This window comes from Antricoccus suffuscus, from assembly GCF_003003235.1.
Lineage (GTDB): Bacteria > Actinomycetota > Actinomycetes > Mycobacteriales > Antricoccaceae > Antricoccus > Antricoccus suffuscus.
On record NZ_PVUE01000003.1, the window covers coordinates 124,133 to 144,907 of the forward strand.

18 protein-coding genes and 1 tRNA gene are annotated in these 20,775 nt (G+C 64.3%); 14 read left to right on the top strand and 5 right to left on the bottom strand.

Annotated elements, in window-relative coordinates; all coding sequences use genetic code 11:
- The first annotated feature begins 180 nt into the window (after positions 1–180).
- From CLV47_RS21985 to CLV47_RS05710, 12 genes are all read left to right on the top strand, one after another.
- Complete coding sequence (locus CLV47_RS21985) at positions 181–813, top strand: TetR/AcrR family transcriptional regulator (protein ID WP_170110970.1); 633 nt, start codon at positions 181–183, stop codon at positions 811–813.
- 359 nt (positions 814–1,172) lie between these two features.
- On the top strand, positions 1,173–2,687 hold the full coding sequence (locus CLV47_RS05660; protein WP_106348041.1) for an ABC transporter substrate-binding protein: 1,515 nt from the start codon (positions 1,173–1,175) through the stop codon (positions 2,685–2,687).
- Entirely contained in the window at positions 2,687–3,784 is a 1,098-nt protein-coding gene (locus CLV47_RS05665) for an LLM class flavin-dependent oxidoreductase (protein ID WP_106348042.1), read from the top strand. Before CLV47_RS05660 ends, CLV47_RS05665 begins: the two co-directional genes overlap by 1 nt.
- A gap of 467 nt (positions 3,785–4,251) precedes the next feature.
- Positions 4,252–4,821 carry a flavin reductase family protein gene (locus tag CLV47_RS05670; RefSeq protein WP_106348043.1) on the top strand — a complete coding sequence of 190 codons (570 nt, stop codon included), beginning with the start codon at positions 4,252–4,254 and terminating at the stop codon, positions 4,819–4,821.
- Positions 4,821–6,335: an ABC transporter substrate-binding protein gene (locus tag CLV47_RS05675; RefSeq protein WP_202862410.1), complete on the top strand. Its 1,515-nt coding sequence runs from the start codon at positions 4,821–4,823 to the stop codon at positions 6,333–6,335. Before CLV47_RS05670 ends, CLV47_RS05675 begins: the two co-directional genes overlap by 1 nt.
- Complete coding sequence (locus tag CLV47_RS05680) at positions 6,332–7,345, top strand: ABC transporter permease (protein WP_106348044.1); 1,014 nt, start codon at positions 6,332–6,334, stop codon at positions 7,343–7,345. Before CLV47_RS05675 ends, CLV47_RS05680 begins: the two co-directional genes overlap by 4 nt.
- Positions 7,342–8,205, top strand: coding sequence for an ABC transporter permease (locus CLV47_RS05685; RefSeq protein ID WP_106348045.1), 864 nt, complete (start codon positions 7,342–7,344; stop codon positions 8,203–8,205). Before CLV47_RS05680 ends, CLV47_RS05685 begins: the two co-directional genes overlap by 4 nt.
- Positions 8,189–9,826 carry a nickel ABC transporter ATP-binding protein NikE gene (gene nikE / locus CLV47_RS05690; protein ID WP_106348046.1) on the top strand — a complete coding sequence of 546 codons (1,638 nt, stop codon included), beginning with the start codon at positions 8,189–8,191 and terminating at the stop codon, positions 9,824–9,826. The genes CLV47_RS05685 and nikE overlap by 17 nt, the downstream gene beginning before the upstream one ends.
- Positions 9,823–10,923, top strand: a complete 1,101-nt coding sequence (locus tag CLV47_RS05695; protein WP_106348047.1) for an LLM class flavin-dependent oxidoreductase — start codon at positions 9,823–9,825, stop codon at positions 10,921–10,923. Before nikE ends, CLV47_RS05695 begins: the two co-directional genes overlap by 4 nt.
- The gene (locus tag CLV47_RS05700; protein WP_106348048.1) at positions 10,920–11,471 is read left to right on the top strand and encodes an NAD(P)H-dependent oxidoreductase; all 552 of its coding nucleotides are present in this window, start codon (positions 10,920–10,922) and stop codon (positions 11,469–11,471) included. Before CLV47_RS05695 ends, CLV47_RS05700 begins: the two co-directional genes overlap by 4 nt.
- A gap of 64 nt (positions 11,472–11,535) precedes the next feature.
- Positions 11,536–13,365, top strand: coding sequence for a penicillin-binding transpeptidase domain-containing protein (locus CLV47_RS05705; protein ID WP_177557492.1), 1,830 nt, complete (start codon positions 11,536–11,538; stop codon positions 13,363–13,365).
- Positions 13,366–13,477: 112 nt separating this feature from the next.
- A tRNA-Pro gene (locus CLV47_RS05710) sits at positions 13,478–13,554 on the top strand.
- Positions 13,555–13,818: 264 nt separating this feature from the next.
- Here CLV47_RS05710 and CLV47_RS05715 read toward each other — a convergent pair.
- Genes CLV47_RS05715 through CLV47_RS05725 form a run of 3 tightly spaced genes read right to left on the bottom strand, consistent with a single transcriptional unit; the run spans position 13,819 to position 17,754 of the window.
- Positions 13,819–14,721, bottom strand: coding sequence for a metallophosphoesterase (locus tag CLV47_RS05715; RefSeq protein WP_106348050.1), 903 nt, complete (start codon positions 14,719–14,721; stop codon positions 13,819–13,821).
- Positions 14,722–15,177 carry a GatB/YqeY domain-containing protein gene (locus CLV47_RS05720; RefSeq protein ID WP_106348051.1) on the bottom strand — a complete coding sequence of 152 codons (456 nt, stop codon included), beginning with the start codon at positions 15,175–15,177 and terminating at the stop codon, positions 14,722–14,724.
- A 30-nt stretch (positions 15,178–15,207) separates the two neighbouring features.
- Entirely contained in the window at positions 15,208–17,754 is a 2,547-nt protein-coding gene (locus tag CLV47_RS05725) for a transglycosylase domain-containing protein (protein ID WP_146135296.1), read from the bottom strand.
- Positions 17,755–18,008: 254 nt separating this feature from the next.
- Between CLV47_RS05725 and CLV47_RS05730 the strand changes: the two genes are divergently transcribed.
- Positions 18,009–18,329, top strand: coding sequence for a WhiB family transcriptional regulator (locus tag CLV47_RS05730; RefSeq protein ID WP_106348053.1), 321 nt, complete (start codon positions 18,009–18,011; stop codon positions 18,327–18,329).
- Positions 18,330–18,348: 19 nt separating this feature from the next.
- Here the strand turns inward: CLV47_RS05730 and bagB are convergent, their stop codons facing one another.
- Together bagB and bagA are read right to left on the bottom strand one after the other, a co-directional pair.
- Positions 18,349–19,527, bottom strand: a complete 1,179-nt coding sequence (gene bagB, locus CLV47_RS05735) for an ArsA family ATPase (RefSeq protein ID WP_106348054.1) — start codon at positions 19,525–19,527, stop codon at positions 18,349–18,351.
- Positions 19,524–20,531, bottom strand: a complete 1,008-nt coding sequence (bagA, locus tag CLV47_RS05740; protein ID WP_106348055.1) for an ATPase BagA — start codon at positions 20,529–20,531, stop codon at positions 19,524–19,526. The genes bagB and bagA overlap by 4 nt, the downstream gene beginning before the upstream one ends.
- A gap of 74 nt (positions 20,532–20,605) precedes the next feature.
- Between bagA and CLV47_RS05745 the strand changes: the two genes are divergently transcribed.
- Positions 20,606–20,770 carry a Sp36 family protein gene (locus CLV47_RS05745; protein WP_106348056.1) on the top strand — a complete coding sequence of 55 codons (165 nt, stop codon included), beginning with the start codon at positions 20,606–20,608 and terminating at the stop codon, positions 20,768–20,770.
- Positions 20,771–20,775: the final 5 nt, after the last annotated feature.

Below are 20,775 nucleotides of genomic sequence, written 5' to 3' on the forward strand. Positions count from 1 at the left end.
GTATCCGGAGACTTCCGAGCAGTGGGGAAGCGGATCGACTTCGCGCATGTGTGCGCGCCCAGGGTCAGCGTGTGCCGCTGGCCAGGTCCTATTGTGCCTGATTCGGGTGGGTGGAGTACCGCACACCCCGAATATGTACAGTCCGGTACAACCGGTCGCCATCGGCGGTACGCTCGGCTCATGTCCAGCGCTCACACAGAATCAGCTCCGGTACTGCCCACAACCGCACGAGGCCGGCGTACGCGTGGCGCGATCGTCGACGCGGCCGCGGACCTGATGTTTCAAAACGGGATCTGTCAGACCGGGCTCGATCAGGTGCTTGAACACAGTGGTGCCGGAAAATCTCAGCTATACCACTACTTCGGCGGCAAGCAGGATCTCGTGGCCGCAGTCATCAAAACCCAGCTGGAACGCGTGCTGTCCACCGAGCCAAGTCTCGATTCGATTCATCGGTGGTCGGATCTGCAGGCATGGCATGCGGCATTCGTGGAGCGGCACGGCACGGACGCCGGACCGATTGCGTGCCGACTCGGCAAGTTCGCCGGCGAACTCGACCACGACGACGTGCTGCGCGCGGCGCTGGCCGATGCGTTCGAGCAATGGCGCGGACAGTTCGCAGCGGTAATGGTGCGATTGCGCGAGAGCGGCGACTTGCGCGTCGACGCGGACCCCGACGACTTGGCCAGTGCGTTGCTTTCAGCCATACAGGGCGGGCTTTTACTCGGCCGGTTGCACCGAGACGCTCACTTCGTCCGCATCTCGATGGACATAGGGCTCGCGTACGTTAGGTCACATCTGGCCGTCCGCGTCTAGCCGACATCTGTACCGCTTGGTACTGTCTGCTTTCTGTGCGCGTTGAATAGCATCGCGCGATTCAATTTGGCGGTGTCCACCAAGATCGTGGTTGCCCACTCGATCCCCTTGCCCTCTCGAGCCGTGTTGACCTCTCGCCGCGCGATCGATCTTATGCGCGCCAGCACTTCTGCTTGTTGTTGTTAATGGAGTAGCGCCCCAAGACAGGGCCTTCCACTGCGCGTGTCCCTTCTGCTGACCCGCCATTCCTTTTTGTAACAGCCACTCTTGGCCCACGCGCTCGCGCGCTCGATTTTCGGGTGAGGGCTGCAAGTTGCCTGCCCGCTGGCCTTTTTTACCTCGCTGAGGACTCTATTTCGATGAAACGCATCCGCTTTAAGCTCATTGCCGTCTTGACCGCACTCATTGCCGCTACCGCTGCATGCAGTAGCGCAAGTGGCGGCTCCAACGACAGCACCCATCTGGACTGGGGATGGCGATTGCCCACATCATGGGATCCGGTTGCCTCGAGCGCCGGCAATGATGTGCACGCGCTGTCGCTGGTCTACTCCGGGCTGACCAAACAGGACCCCGACGGCAAGGCCGTGCCCGAGGCCGCCGAGTCGTGGGCCTACAACGCAGACGGCACCAAGTTGACCTTCAAACTTCGCGAAGGTCTGACGTTCAGCGACGGCTCGGCGTTGGACGCGACGGCGGTGAAGAAAAGCCTGGAGCGGGGCCGGGATGCTGACTACTCCACAAAACAGGCACAGTTAGCGGTTATCGGCAGTATCGACGTCGTCTCGCCCGCGGAGGTCAGTCTCAATCTGACGCACGCGGACTACCAGATTCCGCTTCTGCTTGCCGGACTGACCGGGATGATCGTCAGCCCCGCGGCGTTCGAAGCCGACCCCAAGACCCTCGCGACCCAGCCGGTCGGTAGCGGACCTTTCCAGCTGACGTCATACAAGCCGGGCTCCGAGGCGCAGTTCAAGAAGTTCGACGGCTATTGGAATGCCGACGACATCCATTTGAAGACTCTTACTCAGAAGCAGCCTGCCGATGACTCGGTGATCGTCGCAGGCCTGCAGAGCGGGCAATACGACATAGCGTCGATCCCTCCTTCGCAGGTCGACGCGGCGAAGGCCGCGGGCTTCGACATCGATGTCAACAACGTGCTCACCGTTCGCACGCTCGACATCAACAACACGGTGGCTCCCTACGACAACCCGAAGGTCATCGAGGCGATCAAGTACGCGCTAGATCGGCAGGCGCTCGTGGACGTCTCCGCGTTTGGCTATGGCGAGGTCAACTATCAGCCGTTCCCGAAGGGCTACGAGGCGTACAACAGCGACCTCGACGATCTGTACCCACATGACCTGGGCAAGGCGAAGGCGCTATTGACGGAGGCGGGCTATCCGGATGGGCTGAAGATCGAGCTGACGAGTTCGGAAACGGACAATGCGCTACCCGAGCAGATCGCCGCGCAGTTAGGCGATGCCGGGATCGACGTCACGATCAAGACGATTCCCGCGGCCCAAGCTACCCAGGTCAAGTACATCAAACGGGAGGCGCCGTTCACGTTGGACAGTTTCTCCGGCCGCGAGTCGCCGGCGCAGGCGATGGAGGTCCTGTTCGGGCCGGAGGGTCTGATGAATCTAGGCCGTAACAGCCCACCCGAAGTGATCGCCGCGCTACAGAAAGTCTCGACCACACCGATCGAGGACCCGAGCTACAAGCAGGTGCTGCAGGACGCGGTCGCTGTGGCGGTGAAGGCGATGCCCAATACATTCTTGTTCAGCTGGCCGCGGATATTCGCCCGCAGTAAGAAGGTCACTGGATTCGATCAATACCTTGCCGCGCAGCGGTTCGACGGCACGAAGATTGAGGCGTGATGAAGCTCGAAATCATTGGAATGGTCGGCACTCGTCACGAGTCCGAGTCAACGGCGGCATCGGACCCTGAGGTCATCGATGTTGATTACGTACGCCAGTTTGCCAAGGCACATGATGAGGCGAAGTTCGACCGAGTCCTCATCGGATACCGCTCGACCGCGCCGGACGGTTTCACCGTTGCGTCCGAGGTGCTGCACCATACCGAAAATCTTGGTGTCCTGATCGCGCATCGCCCTGGGTTTGTGACTCCGACCTTGCAGGCACGGAAGTTGGCCACGTTGGACCACTTCAGTGGTGGCGGCCGGGTCGCAATTCACAACATTTCTGGCGGGAGCGACGTCGACCAGCGCCGTGATGGCGATTTCATCGACAAGGACGCACGGTATCGCCGCACCGCCGAGTTCATTCAGGTATTGCGTCAAACGTTCACGTCGGAAGTGCCGTTCGATTTCGACGGCGAGTTCTACAAGCTTGAGCAGGCATTGAGCGCCGTACGGCCGGCATCGGGCGCCGGCATCCCGATCTACTTCGGTGGGCAGTCACCGATCGCGGTTGAGGTCGGTGCGCAACATGCCGACGTCTTCATGTTGTTTGGTGAGCCGCTGGAACAGACGGCGGAGCGAATTGGGCTGATTCGTGAGGCAGCGGCCCGGCACGGCCGGTCGGTGGAGTTCAGTTTGTCGACCCGACCGATCGTTGCGCAGACCGAGGAAGCTGCATGGCAGCGGGCGCAGCAGATCTACGACGACGCGCTTGCTCGCCAGGGCGCCGTTAGTGCGTTTGCGCAGGAATACAAAAAGTCCAGCACGGCGGTGTCGCGACAGCGGCTGCAGGAGCAGGCGGCAAAGAAGGAGGTTCACGACGAGCGCCTCTGGTTCGGAATCACGAAACTCACCGGGCCGGGCGGCAATTCGACCGCCCACGTCGGTACGCCGGATCAGGTCGCCGAAGCACTCCTGCAGTACTACGACCTGGGCGTGAGCAAGTTCCTGATCCGTGGATTCGACCCGCTCAAGGACGTCGTGGACTGGGGTCACGAGCTGATTCCGCGGATTCGCGAGGGAGCGAAAACGCGAGCAGCCACTGTCGCCAGATAGCAATTCGCCCGCATCCGGACTCGGCGCGCCTCTTCACGAGAGGCGCGCCGGGTCGTTTGTTAGGTCACAAACCGAGTCCGCGCATAGACGGGTTCTGTACTGCTTGGTACCGTTTGTAGATATTCACGGCAGCGGGCTACCGCTGCCTCTGTCGCAGAAGGGTGCTGAGTCTGACCATGCTGGCCAATTCTCTGCCCATGCCAAAGCGACCAGTTCTGACTTCACGTCGCGCGATCGATCTCATGCGCGCATGCACCTGCACCTGTTGTCGGTAGACCAGCCGACGTCCTGCATCTAGGACGTCCCGGCCACACCTCTCCCCGGGTCCCAACTCTGTTCCTCAGACTCCGAGAACGACCGAGTTCTGACCGATAGCCCGGGTCGAGCGCCGGTTCAGCACTCTTGCCTATCGCCGCTTCTGCAGTGCGCCTGTCTGCGCGCTGCAGTCAGAACCTGGAAGAACCCACATGGTCGCGCTTCGCTCAGTTTCCACTCTCGCTGCACAGCCTGCAGACTTACCCATCGCCTCGATCCGTCGGAGCGTCACACCTGACGACTTCCGTCAGGTGTTCCGGGGGTACGCCGCCGGCGTCGTCGTCGTCACCGCGGATGCGGGAGACGGGCCCGCCGGTTTCACGGCGACTTCGCTGTCAACCCTGTCTCTCGAACCGCCGCTGATCTCGTTCTCCATCGCCAACAACTCATCGGCGTGGTCGACGATCCGGCGGGTCGACTCACTGACTATCAACTTCCTCGACGCCGACCAGCACGCGACGGCCGCGCGCTTCGCGACCAGCGGAATCGACCGCTTCGCCCAGCCGACGGCGTGGTCCCGGTTGGACTCCGGCCACGTGGTCCTCGACGACGCGCCCAGCATCTTGGTCGCCGAGGTCGAGTACCGCTGGGAGATGGGCGATCACCACATGATCGTGGCCCAAGTCCGTCGCGCCGACGTACGCCGGTCGCACGCCCCGCTCGTCTATCACGCCGGAAACTTCGGCGGCGTCGTTCCAACTCAGCCCGAGGTATCCGCGTAGTGAACCGCTTGACCGTAAAACTGATTGCCCTGCTGACCGCATTGGTTGCGGTGACCACCGCATGCGGTGCCGGGAATGCGGGAAGCTCCGACCCGACACACCTGACGTGGGGTTGGGGAATGCCGAGCTCGTGGGACCCCGTCGCGTCGACGGCCGGCGCCGACGTTCACTCGCTATCGCTCGTCTACTCCGGCCTGACAAAGCAGGATCCCGACGGCAAGGCGGTGCCCGAGGCGGCGAAGTCCTGGGCCTACAACGACGACGGATCGGCAATCACGTTCACGCTGCGCGACGGCCTGAAGTTCAGCGATGGGACCGCACTGGACGCAACCGCGGTAAAGAAGAGCCTCGAGCGCGGTCGCGATGCGGAGTACTCGACGAAGCGGGCGCAGCTCGCGATCATCGCGAGCATCGACGTACTTTCGCCCACCGAAGTGCGGCTCACCTTGACCCAACCGGACTACCAGATTCCCGACCTGCTGGCCGGACTCACCGGAATGATCGTCAGTCCAAAGGCCTTCGAATCCGACCCGAAGTCGCTTGCGACTAAGCCGGTTGGCAGCGGGCCGTTCGAGCTCACGTCGTACACGCCGGGCTCCGAGGCGCAGCTCAAGAAGTACGACGGCTATTACAACGCCGCCGACATTCATATCAAAACGCTGACTCAGAAGCAGCCGGCGGACGATTCGGTCATCATTGCCGGCCTGCAGAGCGGACAGTACGACATCGCGGTCATCCCGCCGTCACAGGTCGAGGCGGCTAAGAAGGCGGGCTTCGACGTCGACGTCAACAAGGTGCTGACCGTCCGCACACTCGACATCAACAACACGGTCGCGCCGTTCGACAACCCCAAGGTCGTCGAGGCCATCAAGTACGCCCTTGACCGAAAAGCTTTGGTGGATAAGGCATTCTTCGGGTTCGGCGACCCCAACTACCAGCCGTTCCCGTCCGGGTACGTCGCGAATAACCCGGCGCTGGACAACCTCTACCCGCACGATGTCAAGAAGGCGAAGTCGCTCTTGGCCGAGGCGGGCTACCCGAACGGCGTCGACCTGACGTTGACGTCGTACGACACCGGTGGCCTGGCCGAACAGATCGTGTCCCAGCTGGGTGAGGCCGGGATCAACGTCAAGATCCAAACACTGCCGCTTGCCCAAGCCTCGCAGCAGATCTACATCAAACGCGAAGCCCCGTTCGCGCTCGACAGCTTCTCCGGCCGCGAGTCGCCGGCGCAAGCGATGGAGGTGCTCTTCGGCCCGGAGGGTCTGATGAACCTCGGCCGAAACACGCCGCCAGAAGTGGTGACAGCGATGCAGAAGATCTCCACCACGCCAACCGATGACCCGAGCTACCCGACGGTCGTCCAGGACGCGGTCGCCGTTGCGGTGAAGGCGATGCCGAACGCGTTCCTGTTCAGCTGGCCACGAATCTTCGCACGCAATAAGGACGTGAAGGGATTCACGCCTTACATTGGCGCGCAGCGATTCGATGGCACGAAGATCGAGGCGTCATGACGGCGGCCGCGGTCCTCGACGCTTCGCCGAAGCTCTCTGCGCGGCCGCGCACACTCTCGCCACTGCTGGCGTTGGCGCGGGGGATCGGCACCATCGTCGCGGTTCTGCTGTTCGCGAGCTTCGGCACGTTTGCACTCGGTGCGATCGCGGGCTCAAGTCCCGGTGCCGTGGCGCTGGGGTCCGATGCCACCCCGGCCGCGATTGCCGCGTTCGACCATAACGTCGGCTACGACCGGCCCATGATTGTGCGGTACGTCGACTGGCTTACCTCCGCGCTCAGTGGAGACCTTGGCACGTCCTGGTTCAGCGGCATTCCGGTCGCGAAGTCGCTGGCGGACCGCTTACCCGTCAGCCTTTCGCTCGCCGGCCTGGCCCTGCTGATTGCGATCGTGGTCGGCGGCGCAGCGGGAATCCTCGCGGGGATGCGGCGTCGTACGATCGTCGATCGGGCGATCACAGTGACCTCCGGCGCGCTGTCGACGCTGCCGCCGTTTGTGGCCGGCATCGGGCTGATCGTGATCTTCTCGGTCGGACTCGGGGCATTGCCATCGGGCGGCTACGTACCCGCTACGGCCGGTTTCGGTACCTGGCTGAGTTTCTTGATCCTTCCGGCGGTGGCGCTGAGCTTGGACGCAGCCTGCGAAATCACCCGTCAGCTGCGCACCGGGATCGTGTCGGCGATGGAGGAAAACTACGTCACCGGTGCGGTTGTGCGGGGCCTGACACCGCGGCGGATCATGTTCGGCCACGTGCTGCGCAACGCCGCCGGCCCAGCACTCGCCGTGGTGGGGCTGCACATTCCTCGGCTGATCGGCGGCGCCGTGGTGACTGAGGCGGTGTTCGCACTACCGGGCATGGGTCAGCTCGCCCGCGATAGCGCCTTGCAGGGCGATATTCCCGTCGTGCAAGGGATCCTGCTCGTCGTACTCGGCCTGGTGCTGGTGTCCAACACCGTCGTCAACGTTCTTCTTGAGCGGCTGCGGCCGCACGCGGCGAGGGCCGACTCATGAGTCTCATCGGACGCGCATTGAAGTCCAACCGTACGGCGCAGGTATCAATCGTCGTACTCGTCATCGTCGCCATCCTGGTGATCTTCGGTGGATGGCTGGCGCCGTACGACCCGCTCAAGCAGGGCTCTGCGATCCTGCAAGGTCCTAGCGGCGCGCACTGGCTGGGCACCGACAACCTCGGCCGAGACACCCTGTCCCGGCTGCTGGCTGGGAGTCGGCTTTCGGTCCTCGGTGCCGTGGAGGCGACGCTGGTGGGCGCCGTACTCGGGGCGATCCCTGGGCTACTTTCGGTATATTTAGGGCGCACCGGCGAATGGCTACTGCTGCGGCTGATGGATGCACTGTTGGCACTGCCATTCATCATTGTCGCGATCGCGGTGGCCGGCGTGGCCGGTGGCGGTCTGCATCCGGCCATGATCACCATCGGAGTGCTCTTCGCGCCGACGTTCTTCCGTATTTCCCGATCCGCGACGCTCGGACTGCGCCGCGCGGGCTACGTCGAGGCTGCCGAGCTCTTCGGCTCCTCGACCGCCCGGCTGGTTGTGCGGCACGTGTGGCGCAAGGTCGCAACGCCGATTGCGGTTGCCGCGGCCAACACCACCGGCGCAGGGCTACTGGTCGTGTCCTCGCTGATGTTTCTCGGGATCGGCGTCGCGCCACCGGCACCCACATGGGGCGGCATGCTCGCGACCGATCTCAACTTCCTGAGCCAGGCGCCGATGGCGCCTCTCGCACCGGCCGTGCTGATCATGGTCACGGTCGGCGCGCTCAACCTGCTCGCCGACGCGATCCGCGAGGACACGCCGACTGCCCGTAGTACTACCCGACGGAAGGAGCGTGCCAATGTCAACGCTCATTGATGCGCCGGTCGATGCGCTGGACCGACTGGACACCTCAGCGCGAGAACCACTGCTGCAGATAGAAAATCTGTCCATCGGCACGCCGACCACCACTCTGGTGAACGAGGTGTCGCTCGAGGTCGGCCGCGGTGAGATTGTCGGCATCGTCGGCGAGTCCGGCAGCGGTAAAACGCTGACCTGCCGCGCGGTGCTGGGGCTACTTCCCGGTACGACGGCCGTCACGCATGGGCGGATCACGCTCGGCAGCCAGGATCTCGCCTCGTTCACCGCACGGCAGTGGCTCGGTGTGCGCGGCCGACGTGTTGGTGCGGTCTTCCAGGACCCGGCGTCGTACCTCAACCCGTCGCTGACCATCGGCCATCAAATCGCCGAAGTGTTGACGCACACGGCCGATGTCGAGCGCAAAGAGATCCGTGACCGGTCGATCGAGTTACTACATTCGGTGGGGCTGAAGGATTCAGATCGAGTGTTGCGTCAGCATCCGTTCGAGCTGTCCGGCGGGATGCTGCAGCGCGCACTACTCGCGGTGGCGATCGCCGGTGGCCCAGAGCTGTTGATCGCCGACGAGGCGACCACAGCACTCGACGTAACGGTGCAGGCCGAGGTCCTCGACCTGCTCGAGCGACTGCGGGCCGAAAAGAACATGTCGATCCTGCTGGTCTCGCACGATCTGGCGCTTGTCGCCGAACGCACCGACCGGGTAGCGGTGTTCTCCGAAGGCCGCAAGGTCGAGGAGGGGCCGACTAAGGACATCGTCGCTCGCCCGCAGCACCCATATACCAAAGAGCTCATCGGGCAGGCGCGCACCGTCGTACGTCGACACGACCTGCCCGCGCGCGAAGGCGACGATGCGGTACTCGACGTGCGCAAGATCAATGTCTCGCTCGGCCGTGGCAAGAAGCGGCACGATATCTTGCACGAGGTCGACCTGAGGGTGCGCCCCGGTGAGATCGTCGGCCTGATAGGCGAAACCGGTTCGGGAAAGACCACTCTGGCTCGGACCGTGCTTGGACTGGCGCGTCCGTCCGCTGGCGAAATCGGGGTCGGTGGGGCGGAGGTGTCCGGGCTGAAGGGACGTCGTCGGCGTGCGTGGCGGCGTACCGGCGCCGTGCAGTACATCTTTCAGGACCCACTGCGGGCGCTCGATCCAGATCTCACCGCCGGCGAGAGCATCGGCGAGCCGCTGGTGATCGCCGGCGCCGACGACATCGCGACGCGGGTCCGAGACGTGCTCGACGCGGTCAAGCTCGATCACAGCCTGGCCGAGCGCAAACCGGCCGAGCTCTCCGGCGGCCAGCGGCAACGGATCTGTGTGGCCCGCGCCCTGATCACGAATCCATCGCTGCTGATCTGCGACGAGCCGGCGAGTGCTCTGGACGCAACCAACCGCAACCACATCCTTGCCCTGCTTGATGAATTGCGGCGTACTCGCGACATCGGCATCCTGCTGATCTCGCACGATCTCGGCACACTCGAGGGCCTCGCCGACCGAATTGCGGTGCTCTATCGCGGCCGGGTCGTCGAAACGGGACCGACAAGCGAGCTGTTTGCCGCTCCGACACACCCTTACACCCAACGCTTGCTGGCAAGCACCCCCAACCTGGAAGGAATCCTGGCATGAGCCTCGAAGTAATCGGCATGGTCGGCACCCGCTACGAGTCGGAGATGATCGCCGCGTCGAGCTCGGACGCAATCGACGTGGACTACCTACGCGAGTTCGCAAAAGCCCACGACAAGGCCGGTTTCGACCGAGTCCTGATCGGATACAGCGCCACCTCGCCGGACGGGTTCGCCGTCGCTACCGAGGTGCTGCACCACACCGAGCGCCTCGGCGTACTCATCGCGCACCGTCCCGGATTCGTCACGCCGACCCTGGAAGCGCGCAAGCTCGCGACTCTCGATCACTTCAGCGGCGGCGGCCGGGTTGCCATCCACCACATCTCCGGTGGCAGCGACTTCGACCAGCGGCGCGACGGCGACTTCATCGACAAGGAAGCGCGTTACCGGCGTACCGCTGAGTTCATCGACGTACTGCGCAAGACGCTGACGTCGAACGACCCGTTCGACTACGAAGGCGAGTTTTACAAGTTCGAGCAGGCCTTCAGCGCCGTCAAGCCGGCGTCGCCGGACGGCATCCCGATCTACTTCGGCGGCCAGTCGCCGATCGCGGTCGAAGTCGGCGCCGAACATACCGACGTATTCATGCTTTTCGGTGAACCTTTGGATCAGACGGCCGAGCGGATCGCGTTGATCCGCGAAGCCGCCGAACGACATGGCCGGACCGTGGAGTTCAGCCTGTCGACACGGCCGATTATCGCAGCGACCGAAGACGCCGCATGGCAGAAGGCGCAGGACATTTACGACGCCGCGGCAGCGCGTGTCGACGACGCCCCCAAGAAGGCGCTCTGGTATCCGAAGAGCACCAACGCGGCTGTGTCTGCGCAGCGGCTGCAGGATCTGGCCGCTGAACGCGAGGTGCACGACGAGCGGCTGTGGTTCGGGCTGACCAAGCTCGCCGGACCGGGCGGCAACTCCACCGCGCACGTCGGTACGCCGGACCAGGTCGCCGAAGCGCTGCTTCAGTACTACGATCTCGGCGTGACGAAATTCCTCATCCGCGGGTTCGACCCGCTCGGCGACGTAATCGAGTGGGGCAAGGAGCTCCTCCCGGCACTACGCGCGGGCGCCCTGGACCGAGCCGTCGGAGTGAGCGCGTGAGCGATCCGCTCAAAGTCATCGGCGTGGTGGCGAGTCCGACCGCAGGTGGCCGGACCGCCGCCGCCGTACAAGGGATCCTGTCCGGCGCGGCCGCGTCCGGGGCCGATACGGCGTTGCTGGAGTTATCGAGCGCTGGCCGAGACGAGGTGATCGCGGCGATCGACGGTGCGGACGCGATCGTCTTTGGCAGTCCCGTCTACCGTGCGACGTACACCGCTCTGCTCAAAGACCTGCTGGAAAACGTCGAACGCGGCAAGCACGGTGAGCAGACCGCGCCGCTACGAGGAAAGGCAGTCGCGCTCACGCTCACCGGGGCCAGCGCGCACCACTTCTTGTCGCCGGACTCGCTGCGCAACGTGCTCGCGTCGTTCTTCGCCGTACAGGTGCTGTCGCCGGCGCTATATCTTGAGCACGGCGACTTCGCCGACCGTGACACGTTGGGGGAGAGGGCCGCGCAGACGGCAACCCAGCATGGCGCCGCGCTGGTCGACCTCGCAGGCGCCGTACGCGCGTCCAAGGCACTGTCGACTCTCGATCCTCTGGTGTAGCTACTGGCTCACGCCTGGTCAGGCATACTGGACAGCGCCAGCGACCGTGCGTGAGAGGAACCGAGTGCCCGCCAAACGCCGTACCTTTGTCTCTTTGTTCGGCGTGCTGCTCCTCGTCTTGACCGCCGCGTGTACGTCGACTTCGAAGGATGGGATCGACCGGTCCGAAGCGGCGAGTGTCGCTAAAGGCTTTGCTGCCGCGATGTCCAAGAAGGACGCGTCCGCCGCGTCGAAGCTGACCGACAAGCCCGCAGAAGCGAAGAAGCTGCTTGCCGCCGTGTTTAAGGCTCTTCCGGCGAAGAAGGTCAGCTTCAGCGTCGCGACGGCGCCGTCGGGCAAGTCGTCCGCGTCAGTGTCGTTCAAGGCATCGTGGGACTTCGGCAACAAGCAGGTCTGGGCTTACAACGTGCCGGCGACCCTTAAGGCAGGCAAGGACGGCGACTGGGACGTCATCTGGAGCCCCGCCGACGTACACCCGGCGCTGACCGCGGACACCACACTCTCCTACGACAAGGTCGCGCCGGCCGGGCCGACGTTCACCGACAGCGCCGGCCAACCGTTGATGAGCGAGCAGACCGTCGACGTCGTACAGGTCGACCCGACTCAGGTCACCGATCCGGCCGGTACGTCGAGCGCTCTTGCCGGCGTACTCAACCAGTTCGACCCGACCATTACCGCCGACTCGATTGCGGCGCAGCTGGCGGCGAGCCCGACCAAGGTCGTCGCGATCGTCACCCTGCGCTCCGCGGACGCCGATCCGGTGCTGGGTGCCTTGCAGCAGATCGCGGGCGTGTCGATTTCGATTCAAAACCGGCTGCTGACAGTCGATTCAGCGATGAATTCCCCGGTATTCACCGGGCTGAAGGCCTTCTCGGACAAAGAGGTGAAGGCACACCAAGGCTGGCGGGTGTCGCTCGTCGACGCGAAGGGCGCTACGGGCAGCGTATTGGCCGAGGGCGGCCTCGAAACACTGCCGAATATCCAAACGACGATGGAGCCGGCGATCCAATCGGCGGCCCAGCTGGCAATCGAGAAGCTTCCGGAGCAGGCCGCGATCGTGGCGTTGCGACCGTCGACTGGGGCGGTGCTCGCGGTTGCGCAGAATGACGCCGCGAATGCCGAGGGCCCGATCGCGCTCACGGGGCAGTATCCGCCGGGTTCGACGTTCAAGATCGTCACGTCAACCGCGATCATCTCTGCCGGCGTCGCGACCGCGGACAGCATCGAGCCCTGCCCGGGTACGGCGACGATCGAGGGACGCACCATCCCCAACGAGAATAAGTTCGACCTCGGCCAGATCCCGTTCCACACGGCGTTCGCGCAGTCATGTAACACGACGATGGCCGCGCTCGCGTCTAAACTTCCCGGCGACGCCCTGCACAACACGGCGCTCGGCTGCGGGATCGGCGTCGACTACACCACGCCGGGCCTGACGACGCTGACCGGCAAGGTCCCGGTGACGACCAACGCGGCCGAACAAGTCGAGTCCGCGATCGGCCAGGGCAGTGTCGTGGTCAGCCCGTTCGGGCTGGCTCTATGCGCCGCGTCAGTGGTGACCGGCCAGACGCCGACGCCGGACCTGATCGTGGGGCAGCCGGCCACGGCCGACCAGAAGCCCGCGCCGATGCCGGCCGCCGTCCTGCCGGCGCTGCGCTCGATGATGACCGAGGTCGTGACCAGTGGCACCGCTAAGCAGCTTAAGAACATCAGTGGGCTCGCCGGCAAGACCGGTACGGCGCAGTTCGGTGACGGCACGCATTCGCACGGCTGGTTTGTCGCCACCTACAAGGATCTCGCATTCGCCGTACTGCTAGTCGGTGCCGACAGCTCGACGCCCGCCGTCAACGTCGCGGGCGACTTCCTCAAGCCGATCCTGAATGCAATCCCCGGCTAGCCTCGGCGTACCCGAGCGATCGCCTAACGTCCGGCAACGGGTGTTGCCATCGGCGGATGGGTCGTGTTTCAGCCGACAAAGTCGGCATGTAGACTTTGCAGGTTGTTCGCACCGGGGTGTGGCGCAGCTTGGTAGCGCGCTTCGTTCGGGACGAAGAGGCCGCAGGTTCAAATCCTGTCACCCCGACCAACAACCAAAAGGCCCGTCCGGCTCTCTCCGGACGGGCCTTTTTTGGTACGCCGCTGATCCGTCACGAAAGTCCGCTGATCCGTCACGAAAGTCCGCCGATCCGTCACGAAAATCCGGTCATCCGTCGGGAAAGTCCCGCCATCCGTTCGGCCACGTATGTGCCGTTTGGCAGCAAGACTTCGTCGCCGGCGTTGCGGAACCGGACATTTGTGTAGCGGTAGCGACGACGAAGCGCGACTTCGCGCGGATCGCGGGAAGGTGACTTTAGCGGGGGCGAAGGTTGAGGAGCGTGGCCTCGGGCCGGCAGCAGAACCGGGCCGGCGCGTACGGCGACGTGCCGAGGCCCGCGGAGACATGCAACGGACTCACGTTGCCGCCCGGCGAGGTCCACGTCGACAGCCCGCGGGCCCGCGCGCGGTCGATGCCACAGTTGGTCACGATCGCGCCGTAGAACGGCACTCGCAACTGGCCACCGTGAGTGTGCCCGGCCAGCAGCAGGTCGTAGCCGTCGTCGACGTACTGGTTGAGAAGCCGTGGTTCGGGCGAGTGCAGTACGCCGATCCGCAGGTCCGCCGACGCATCCGCGGGCCCGGCGATCTTGACGTAACGATCGCGCTTGAGGTGCGGGTCGTCGACTCCGCCGAAGTACACTTTGCGGCCATCCACGTCAAGTGATCCGGTGGCGTTGTTGAGCTGGACCCAGCCACCACTCTCGAAACCGGCGGCCAGGGGAGCGAGGTCGATCCGCGGCCCGCGCATCTTCTTGGTCTTGTCCGGAATGAAGTAACGCAGCGGGCTTTTCGGGACCGGCGCGTGATGGTCATTGTTGCCCCACACGAACACGCCGGGAAACTGAAGCAGCGGCTCGTGGGCGCGAAGCACGTTGGGGATCGCGTCAATGCCGGCAAGGTTGTCGCCGGTCGAAACGACGAGGTCGGGCTCGAGGGACGCGAGCGCTCGCACCCACTCGACCTTTTTGCGTTGGTCGGCGGTGATGTGCAGGTCGCTCAGATGAAGCACCCGAAGCGGTGCGCTCCCAGGCGCGAGCACCGGTACGTCGAAGCGGCGCAGCGTAAACCAGTTGCGTTCGATCAGCGTCGCATAGCCGAGCGTCGCCGCGCCGATGCCTGTGAGCGCCCCGAATGCTCGAAGCAAAGATCGGGTCATCTAGGCGGACAACTGTCGGCGTACTTCGGTGGACAGTCGCTTGCCGTCGGCCGTACCGGCTACCGCCGCCTGGGCGGGCTTCATGACCTTGCCCATATCGGCCGTTCCGCTCGCACCGACCTCGGCGATGACCCGCGCGACAACCTGAGTCAGGTCCTCGTCGCTCATGGCGGCAGGCAGGTAGCGCTCAAGGACGGCTGCCTCTTCGCGTTCGCGGTCGGCGAGCTCGGGCCGATGCGCGTCGTCGTACGCCTCCGCTGACTCGCGACGCCTCTTGAGCTCGCGGGCCAGCACCTTGAGTACGTCGTCGTCGGCGAGCTCACGCGACGACTTGCCGGCCACCTCTTCATTGCGTACGGCGGTCAGCGCCATCCGCAAGGTCGCGGTCGTGACCGTATCTCGGCCCTTCATGGCGGTCTTGAGGTCGGCTTGGAGGGTGTCCTTGAGAGCGCTCATGCGACCCGCCCGGATTCGATCGGGTATTCGCTAGCCACCGTTGCCGTTCCCATTTCCGTTACCGCCGTTCCCATTGCCGTTGCCGTTGTTGCCCGGCTGAGACCCGCCCGGCTGCGCGCCGCCCGGCTGCGCGCCGCCGGGCTGAGCGCCCGGGACACAGCCGGTGGTCGCCGGATCCTGACCCGGTTGGCACGGGGTTGGCGCCGGGTTGGGTGTAGGGGTAGTCGGTGGGATACAACCGGTTGCCGGATCCTGTCCCGCGGCGCACGGCTGACCGGCGGGCGCCTTGCCAGTCGAGATGCTGTAGGTGACGATCGAGCCAGGTGTGATCGGCTGCCCGGCCGCCGGTGACTGCGCACCGACAAGTCCCGCAGGTACCGAACCATTGTCGACCGGAGTACCGCTGTCGGCGGCCTTGAGTCCGGCCTTGGAAAGATCAGACTTGCACTGGGCGGGAGTCTTACCGACACAGTCGACCGGGTTCTTGACCGTGTTGCCGGCCTCGACCTTCGGGTCCGCGGGCGGGAAACTTATCTTTGGGTAGCTGTTGAGGATGTTCTGCATCGCGAGCTTCCACATCATCGCTGGGTAGCCGCCACCGAAGCCCTCCTCGCCACCACCGGGAGAGGGCAGCGGGTCGTTGTTCTTGGGGTTGAATGCCATGACCGACGCGACGACCTGCGGGGTGTAGCCGACGAACGCGTACGACGCGTTGTCCTGCGCGGTGCCGGACTTGCCGGCGATCTGCCGTCCGTCGCCGGTGTACGCCCGTGCGGCGGTCTGCCCCGAGTTGCCGGGCATAACGTCCTTCAGGAGGATGTCGTTGATCGTGTCGGCGACGCCCGGCGGGATGGCGTTGGCGGTGCAGTTGGTGCCGGGCGTGAAGTAGGGCTTCTTAGTCTTGGGATTGATGAGCGGCTGACCGTCCGGGCCGAGGATGTCGGTGACCGGTACCGGTTCGCATCGCGTGCCGCGGTTCGCGGTTGTGGCATACGCGACGGCAAGGCGGAGCGGATTGGTCGCTAGCGGACCGAGGGTGAAGGAGCCCTGTTGCTCGGCCTTGGCCTTGTCCGCGGCTGCCGTGTCGCCCGGCGCCCAGAGCCCCATCGCGGTGGCCGCGTCCACGACCGGGTCCACGCTGCCGAGGTGATCTTCGAGCCCGACGAAGTAGGTGTTCTCGGACTGGTAGAGGGCCTTCCACAACGGGAGGTTGGCGGCGTATTTACCGGCGTTGTTGACGACGTACGGCTTGTTGCCGTTCTTGAACTTCTTCGAGGTGTACGGCGCGTTGGCGCCGGTCACGAAGTTGACCCCGACTCCGGATTCGAGGCCCGCGACCGCGGTGAAGAGTTTGTAGGTCGACCCGGCGCCCTCGGTCAGTATGCTTGGAAAGTTGTTGGATGTCTGGCTCGCGTCGTTGGCGTCGTTGCCGAACTTCTTGTTGACTCCCAATGCGAGAACGTTGCCGTTGGTGGCGTCGAGCACATCCATGACCGCGATGCGCTGGTCGCCGAGACCGAAGATGTCGGAGCTCCTGCCCAGCGCCTGACTCGCGCCGAGGATGCCGTTGGTCGCGGCGTCCTGGAACGACGGCTGAAACGTCGACTTGACGGTCAGGCCCTGCTCTTTGAGGAGCGTGGACGGGATGCCCAGAGTCTTAGTCAGGTAAGTCCACAGGTAGTCGCAGAAGAACCCGCCGTTACTCGGCGCCTCGGAGCACGAGCGACCAGGCTTCGCGCCCGGGTTGAGGGTGAGCGGCTTCTTCATCGCGTCCTCACCCTCCGACTTCGTGAGGGTGCCATCGCCGATCATCGTGGACAGCACGATGTCGCGACGCTTCTTGGCGTCCTTAGGGTTGTTGAACGGGTTGAACTTCGTCGGGTTCTGTACGATTCCCGCGAGCAGCGCCGCCTGGTCGACCGTGAGATTTGCCGGTTCGACGCCGAAGTAGGTGATCGCGGCCGCGCGTACGCCGTACGCACCGGCGCCCATGTTCATCAAGTTGAGATACTTCTCGAGGATCTGGTCCTTGGAGAGCTTCTTCTCGAGCTCGATCGCGATCTTGGCTTCCTTGAGCTTGCGCCCGAGCGTCTGCTCGGTCGCCGCCTTCTGCTCAGCCTGTGTCTTGGCCTGGTAGAGCAGAGTGTTTTTCACAAGTTGCTGGGTGATCGTCGAGCCGCCCTGCGAGACGCCGCCGGACACCACGTTTTGGGCGAGCGCGCGGATCGTGCCCGTCGTGTCAAACCCGTTGTGCTGATAGAACCGCTTGTCCTCGATCGCCACGATCGCCTTCGGAACCCATTTGCCCATCTGGTCCAGCGGGATGGGGGTGCGGTACTGGTTGTAGTAACTCGTCAAGACGCTGCCGTCCGCCGCGAGCACGGTGCTCACCGTCGACGGGGTCTGGGCATTGAACTTCGTCGAGACGTCGGCTACCATCTTTGCGCCGCTCTTCGTTGCGATGCCGGCACCGCCGATCGCAGGGAAGAGCATCAAGGCGACCACCAGGCCGCCACAGGCGATGGCTACGACGAGTTTGACGAGCGCTAGAGGCTTCGAAGGCGCGGAAGTTGACACTCGAACAGAGTACGCGGACCTGCGTGGAATGCGGGTAATTCGTGCCCGAGACCTCTATGTCTAAAGGGCCGTGTAGCGCAGTCGCCAAGAAAAATCTCGAAAATGGCACATTATTTTGCTCTGCTGCGTCATTAGTGGCGCCGATGCACGTCAACTACTAGTCACGAACTATTGCCAACTAACGACGAGTGCGCGTTACCCCGCCGCTCAGAAGTGGTTTGCATCACAACTAGCACCATGGATACGGAGACCATATGACGACCTCGCCGCGCACCCGCGGATCCAGCGTCGGGCCCTCGTTTGACTCTGAGTGGGCATCTCAGGCGCGTTGTCTCGGCACAGACCCCGAAGCGCTGTTTGTCCAAGGCGCCGCTCAGCACAAAGCGAAGAAGATTTGTTCTGGTTGCCCGGTCCGCTTGCAGTGCCTCGCTGACGCCCTCGACAATCGCACCGAGTTCGGTGTCTGGGGCGGGATGACCGAGCGCGAGCGTCGCGCGCTGCTGCGTCGTAATCCCGATGTGAAGTCGTGGAAGTCGGTCCTGTCCGACAGCAATGCCGCCGAGCAGATCGCTTGAAGAGCTCAGGGCAGCTGAGCTAGCGATCGCCCGCTAGCCGGCTGCCGACCTCACGCAGGTCGTCCAGGTCGTGTGCATCTTCGGCGAGCGCGCCTATCTCACCGATTGACACGTCCGGGTGCGCCGCGACGAACTTCTCGGTCAGCTTCTGCTCTCGCAGTGCAAGGTCAACCCGGTCGGCGTGGATGCGCAGCGCGGCGGCCGCGAGCTCGCTCTTCTGGGAGACGTCCTCGCCGTTCGGCCATAGCTCGTCCGCGAGATCTCGGGCCTTCTTCGCGGGCAGCTCGGTTGCTTCCGAGTAGTGCACCCTGTTCATGACGACGCCGGTGAGCGGCATCGCCTCACCGACCAGCCGGTCCACGAAGTACGACGCCTCGCGCAGCGCGTCGGGCTCGGGCGTCGCCACCACCAGGAACGACGTACCCGGCTGACGCAGCAACTCATACGTCGCGGTGGCGCGGGCCCGGAAGCCGCCGAACATCGTGTCCAGCGCTCCCACAAACGCGGAGATGTCCTGGAGCACCTGCCCGCCCACTATCTTTGTCAGGATCCGGGTAAACATTCCCATCCCGGCGCTCACGAGCTTGATCGACATGCGCCCGCCGGTCTTCGCCGGCGCGAGCAGCAGCTTCAGAACCTTGCCATCCAGAAACCGGGCCATCCGTTCGGGAGCATCAAGGAAGTCCAGTGCGGACCGGCTCGGCGGAGTGTCGACGATGATCAGGTCCCACTCGTCGGCGGCGACCAGCTGGCCGAGCTTCTCCATCGCCATGTATTCCTGAGTCCCGGCAAAGGACGTCGAAAGTGTCTGGTAGAACGGGTTCTCGAAAATCTGTTCGGCCCGCTCGGGCGTCGTATGGCTGAGCACGATCTCATCGAACGTCGTCTTCATGTCGAGCATCATCGCGAACAGTCGACCACCGTTTTTGGGGTCGACGCCTTTGACCTCGAGCGGGGTGTTGCCGAGTGCGTCGATGCCGAGTGACTGGGCCAGTCTGCGGGCCGGGTCGATAGTGAGTACGACGACCTGACGTCCGGCGTCGGCGGCGCGCAGCGCGATAGATGCCGATGTAGTCGTCTTGCCGACCCCGCCTGCGCCACAGCACACCACGACGCGGGTGGACGCCGAGCCGAGCAGCTCGTCCAGGTCGAGCGCATTGGCCGCACGAGGCCGCAGGTGGACGCGGGGCCTACTCATGCCGGCTCGTTGGCGTGCGTCATTTGCTCGGTGATGATGTCGGCAAGGTCGTAGATTGCGTCGTGCGTCATCAGTCCCTGCAGCCGTGGCAGCTCGGTGATCGGTTTGCCGAGGGACGGCAGGTCGACGCGGCACTGGCGTTCCATCGCATAGCGGCCGGCGTACTCCTGCAGCTCGAGCGCGAGCCCTTCGGCGAGCGCGGCCCCGTCCAGTCCGGCGTGGTTCAGCCCGGCGGCGAGTTTCTTGACCGGTACGCCGTCACCGTGGATCGATTTGAGGGTCGCCGGCCGCAACTCCGGTTCGGTGGCCATATTGATGATGACCGAGGCGATGTCCAGCCCGCTTGAACGCAGCTCGGCCGCGGCATCGATGGTCTCCTGTACCGGCATCTCTTCAAGAAGTGTCACTAGGTGGATCGCGGTCTGCGTCGAACGCAGCAGGGCCATCACGCCGTCACTTTGCCGCCGGATCGGCCCGACCTTCGCGAGTTCGGCGACCTGGCCGGTGACGTTGAGGAACCGCGAGATGCGGCCGGTAGGCGGCGCGTCGAGGATGACCGCGTCGTACACCCGACTACCATCGCGGACCCGGGTCGTGGCTTCCTTGACCTTGCCGGTCAGCAGCACGTCGCGCAGGCCGGGTGCAATGGTGGTCGCGAAGTCAATTGCGCCCATCCTGCGCAAGAGGCCGCCGGCACGTTTGAGGTTGTAGAACATGTCGAGATACTCGACCAATGCCTCATCCGGTTCCACCGCGAGCGCGTGCACTTCGCCGCCGCCGGGGGCTGCGAGAATCGGTCGTTCTTCATACGGCAGTGGCGGGATGTTGAATAACTGCGCGATGCCCTGTCGGTCTTCCACCTCGATCAGCAGGGTACGCCGGCCGCCGGCCGCGAGCGCCGTAGCGAGCGCCGCAGCGACGGTTGTTTTGCCGGTGCCGCCCTTGCCGCTGACGATGTGCAGGCGTGCGTCATTCCACCACGGAGGGGGGCTGGTGGAGATCACGTCTTGAGCCTAGACGCGACATGGAGAGCGGGTGTACGAAGTCCCCGAAATCACGTTGCCTTTAGACTGCGGTCATGGCTGAACTTACGAAGTGGGAATACGCGACCGTGCCGCTGCTGACGCATGCGACGAAGCAGATCCTCGATACCTGGGGTGAAGACGGCTGGGAATTGGTGAGCATCACTCCTGGCCCTACCGGCGAGCAGCTGGTCGCGTTCCTGAAACGTCCGAAGCAATAGCGAGG

Excerpts from the sequence above, each read along its gene's own strand:
- CLV47_RS21985 (WP_170110970.1), top strand. The coding sequence starts at position 181 with ATGTCCAGCGCTCACACAGAATCAGCTCCGGTACTGCCCACAACCGCA.
- CLV47_RS05660 (WP_106348041.1), top strand. The coding sequence starts at position 1,173 with ATGAAACGCATCCGCTTTAAGCTCATTGCCGTCTTGACCGCACTCATT.
- CLV47_RS05665 (WP_106348042.1), top strand. The coding sequence starts at position 2,687 with ATGAAGCTCGAAATCATTGGAATGGTCGGCACTCGTCACGAGTCCGAG.
- CLV47_RS05670 (WP_106348043.1), top strand. The coding sequence starts at position 4,252 with ATGGTCGCGCTTCGCTCAGTTTCCACTCTCGCTGCACAGCCTGCAGAC.
- CLV47_RS05680 (WP_106348044.1), top strand. The coding sequence starts at position 6,332 with ATGACGGCGGCCGCGGTCCTCGACGCTTCGCCGAAGCTCTCTGCGCGG.
- CLV47_RS05685 (WP_106348045.1), top strand. The coding sequence starts at position 7,342 with ATGAGTCTCATCGGACGCGCATTGAAGTCCAACCGTACGGCGCAGGTA.
- nikE (WP_106348046.1), top strand. The coding sequence starts at position 8,189 with ATGTCAACGCTCATTGATGCGCCGGTCGATGCGCTGGACCGACTGGAC.
- CLV47_RS05695 (WP_106348047.1), top strand. The coding sequence starts at position 9,823 with ATGAGCCTCGAAGTAATCGGCATGGTCGGCACCCGCTACGAGTCGGAG.
- CLV47_RS05715 (WP_106348050.1), bottom strand. The coding sequence starts at position 14,721 with ATGACCCGATCTTTGCTTCGAGCATTCGGGGCGCTCACAGGCATCGGC.
- CLV47_RS05720 (WP_106348051.1), bottom strand. The coding sequence starts at position 15,177 with ATGAGCGCTCTCAAGGACACCCTCCAAGCCGACCTCAAGACCGCCATG.
- CLV47_RS05730 (WP_106348053.1), top strand. The coding sequence starts at position 18,009 with ATGACGACCTCGCCGCGCACCCGCGGATCCAGCGTCGGGCCCTCGTTT.
- bagB (WP_106348054.1), bottom strand. The coding sequence starts at position 19,527 with ATGAGTAGGCCCCGCGTCCACCTGCGGCCTCGTGCGGCCAATGCGCTC.
- CLV47_RS05745 (WP_106348056.1), top strand. The coding sequence starts at position 20,606 with ATGGCTGAACTTACGAAGTGGGAATACGCGACCGTGCCGCTGCTGACG.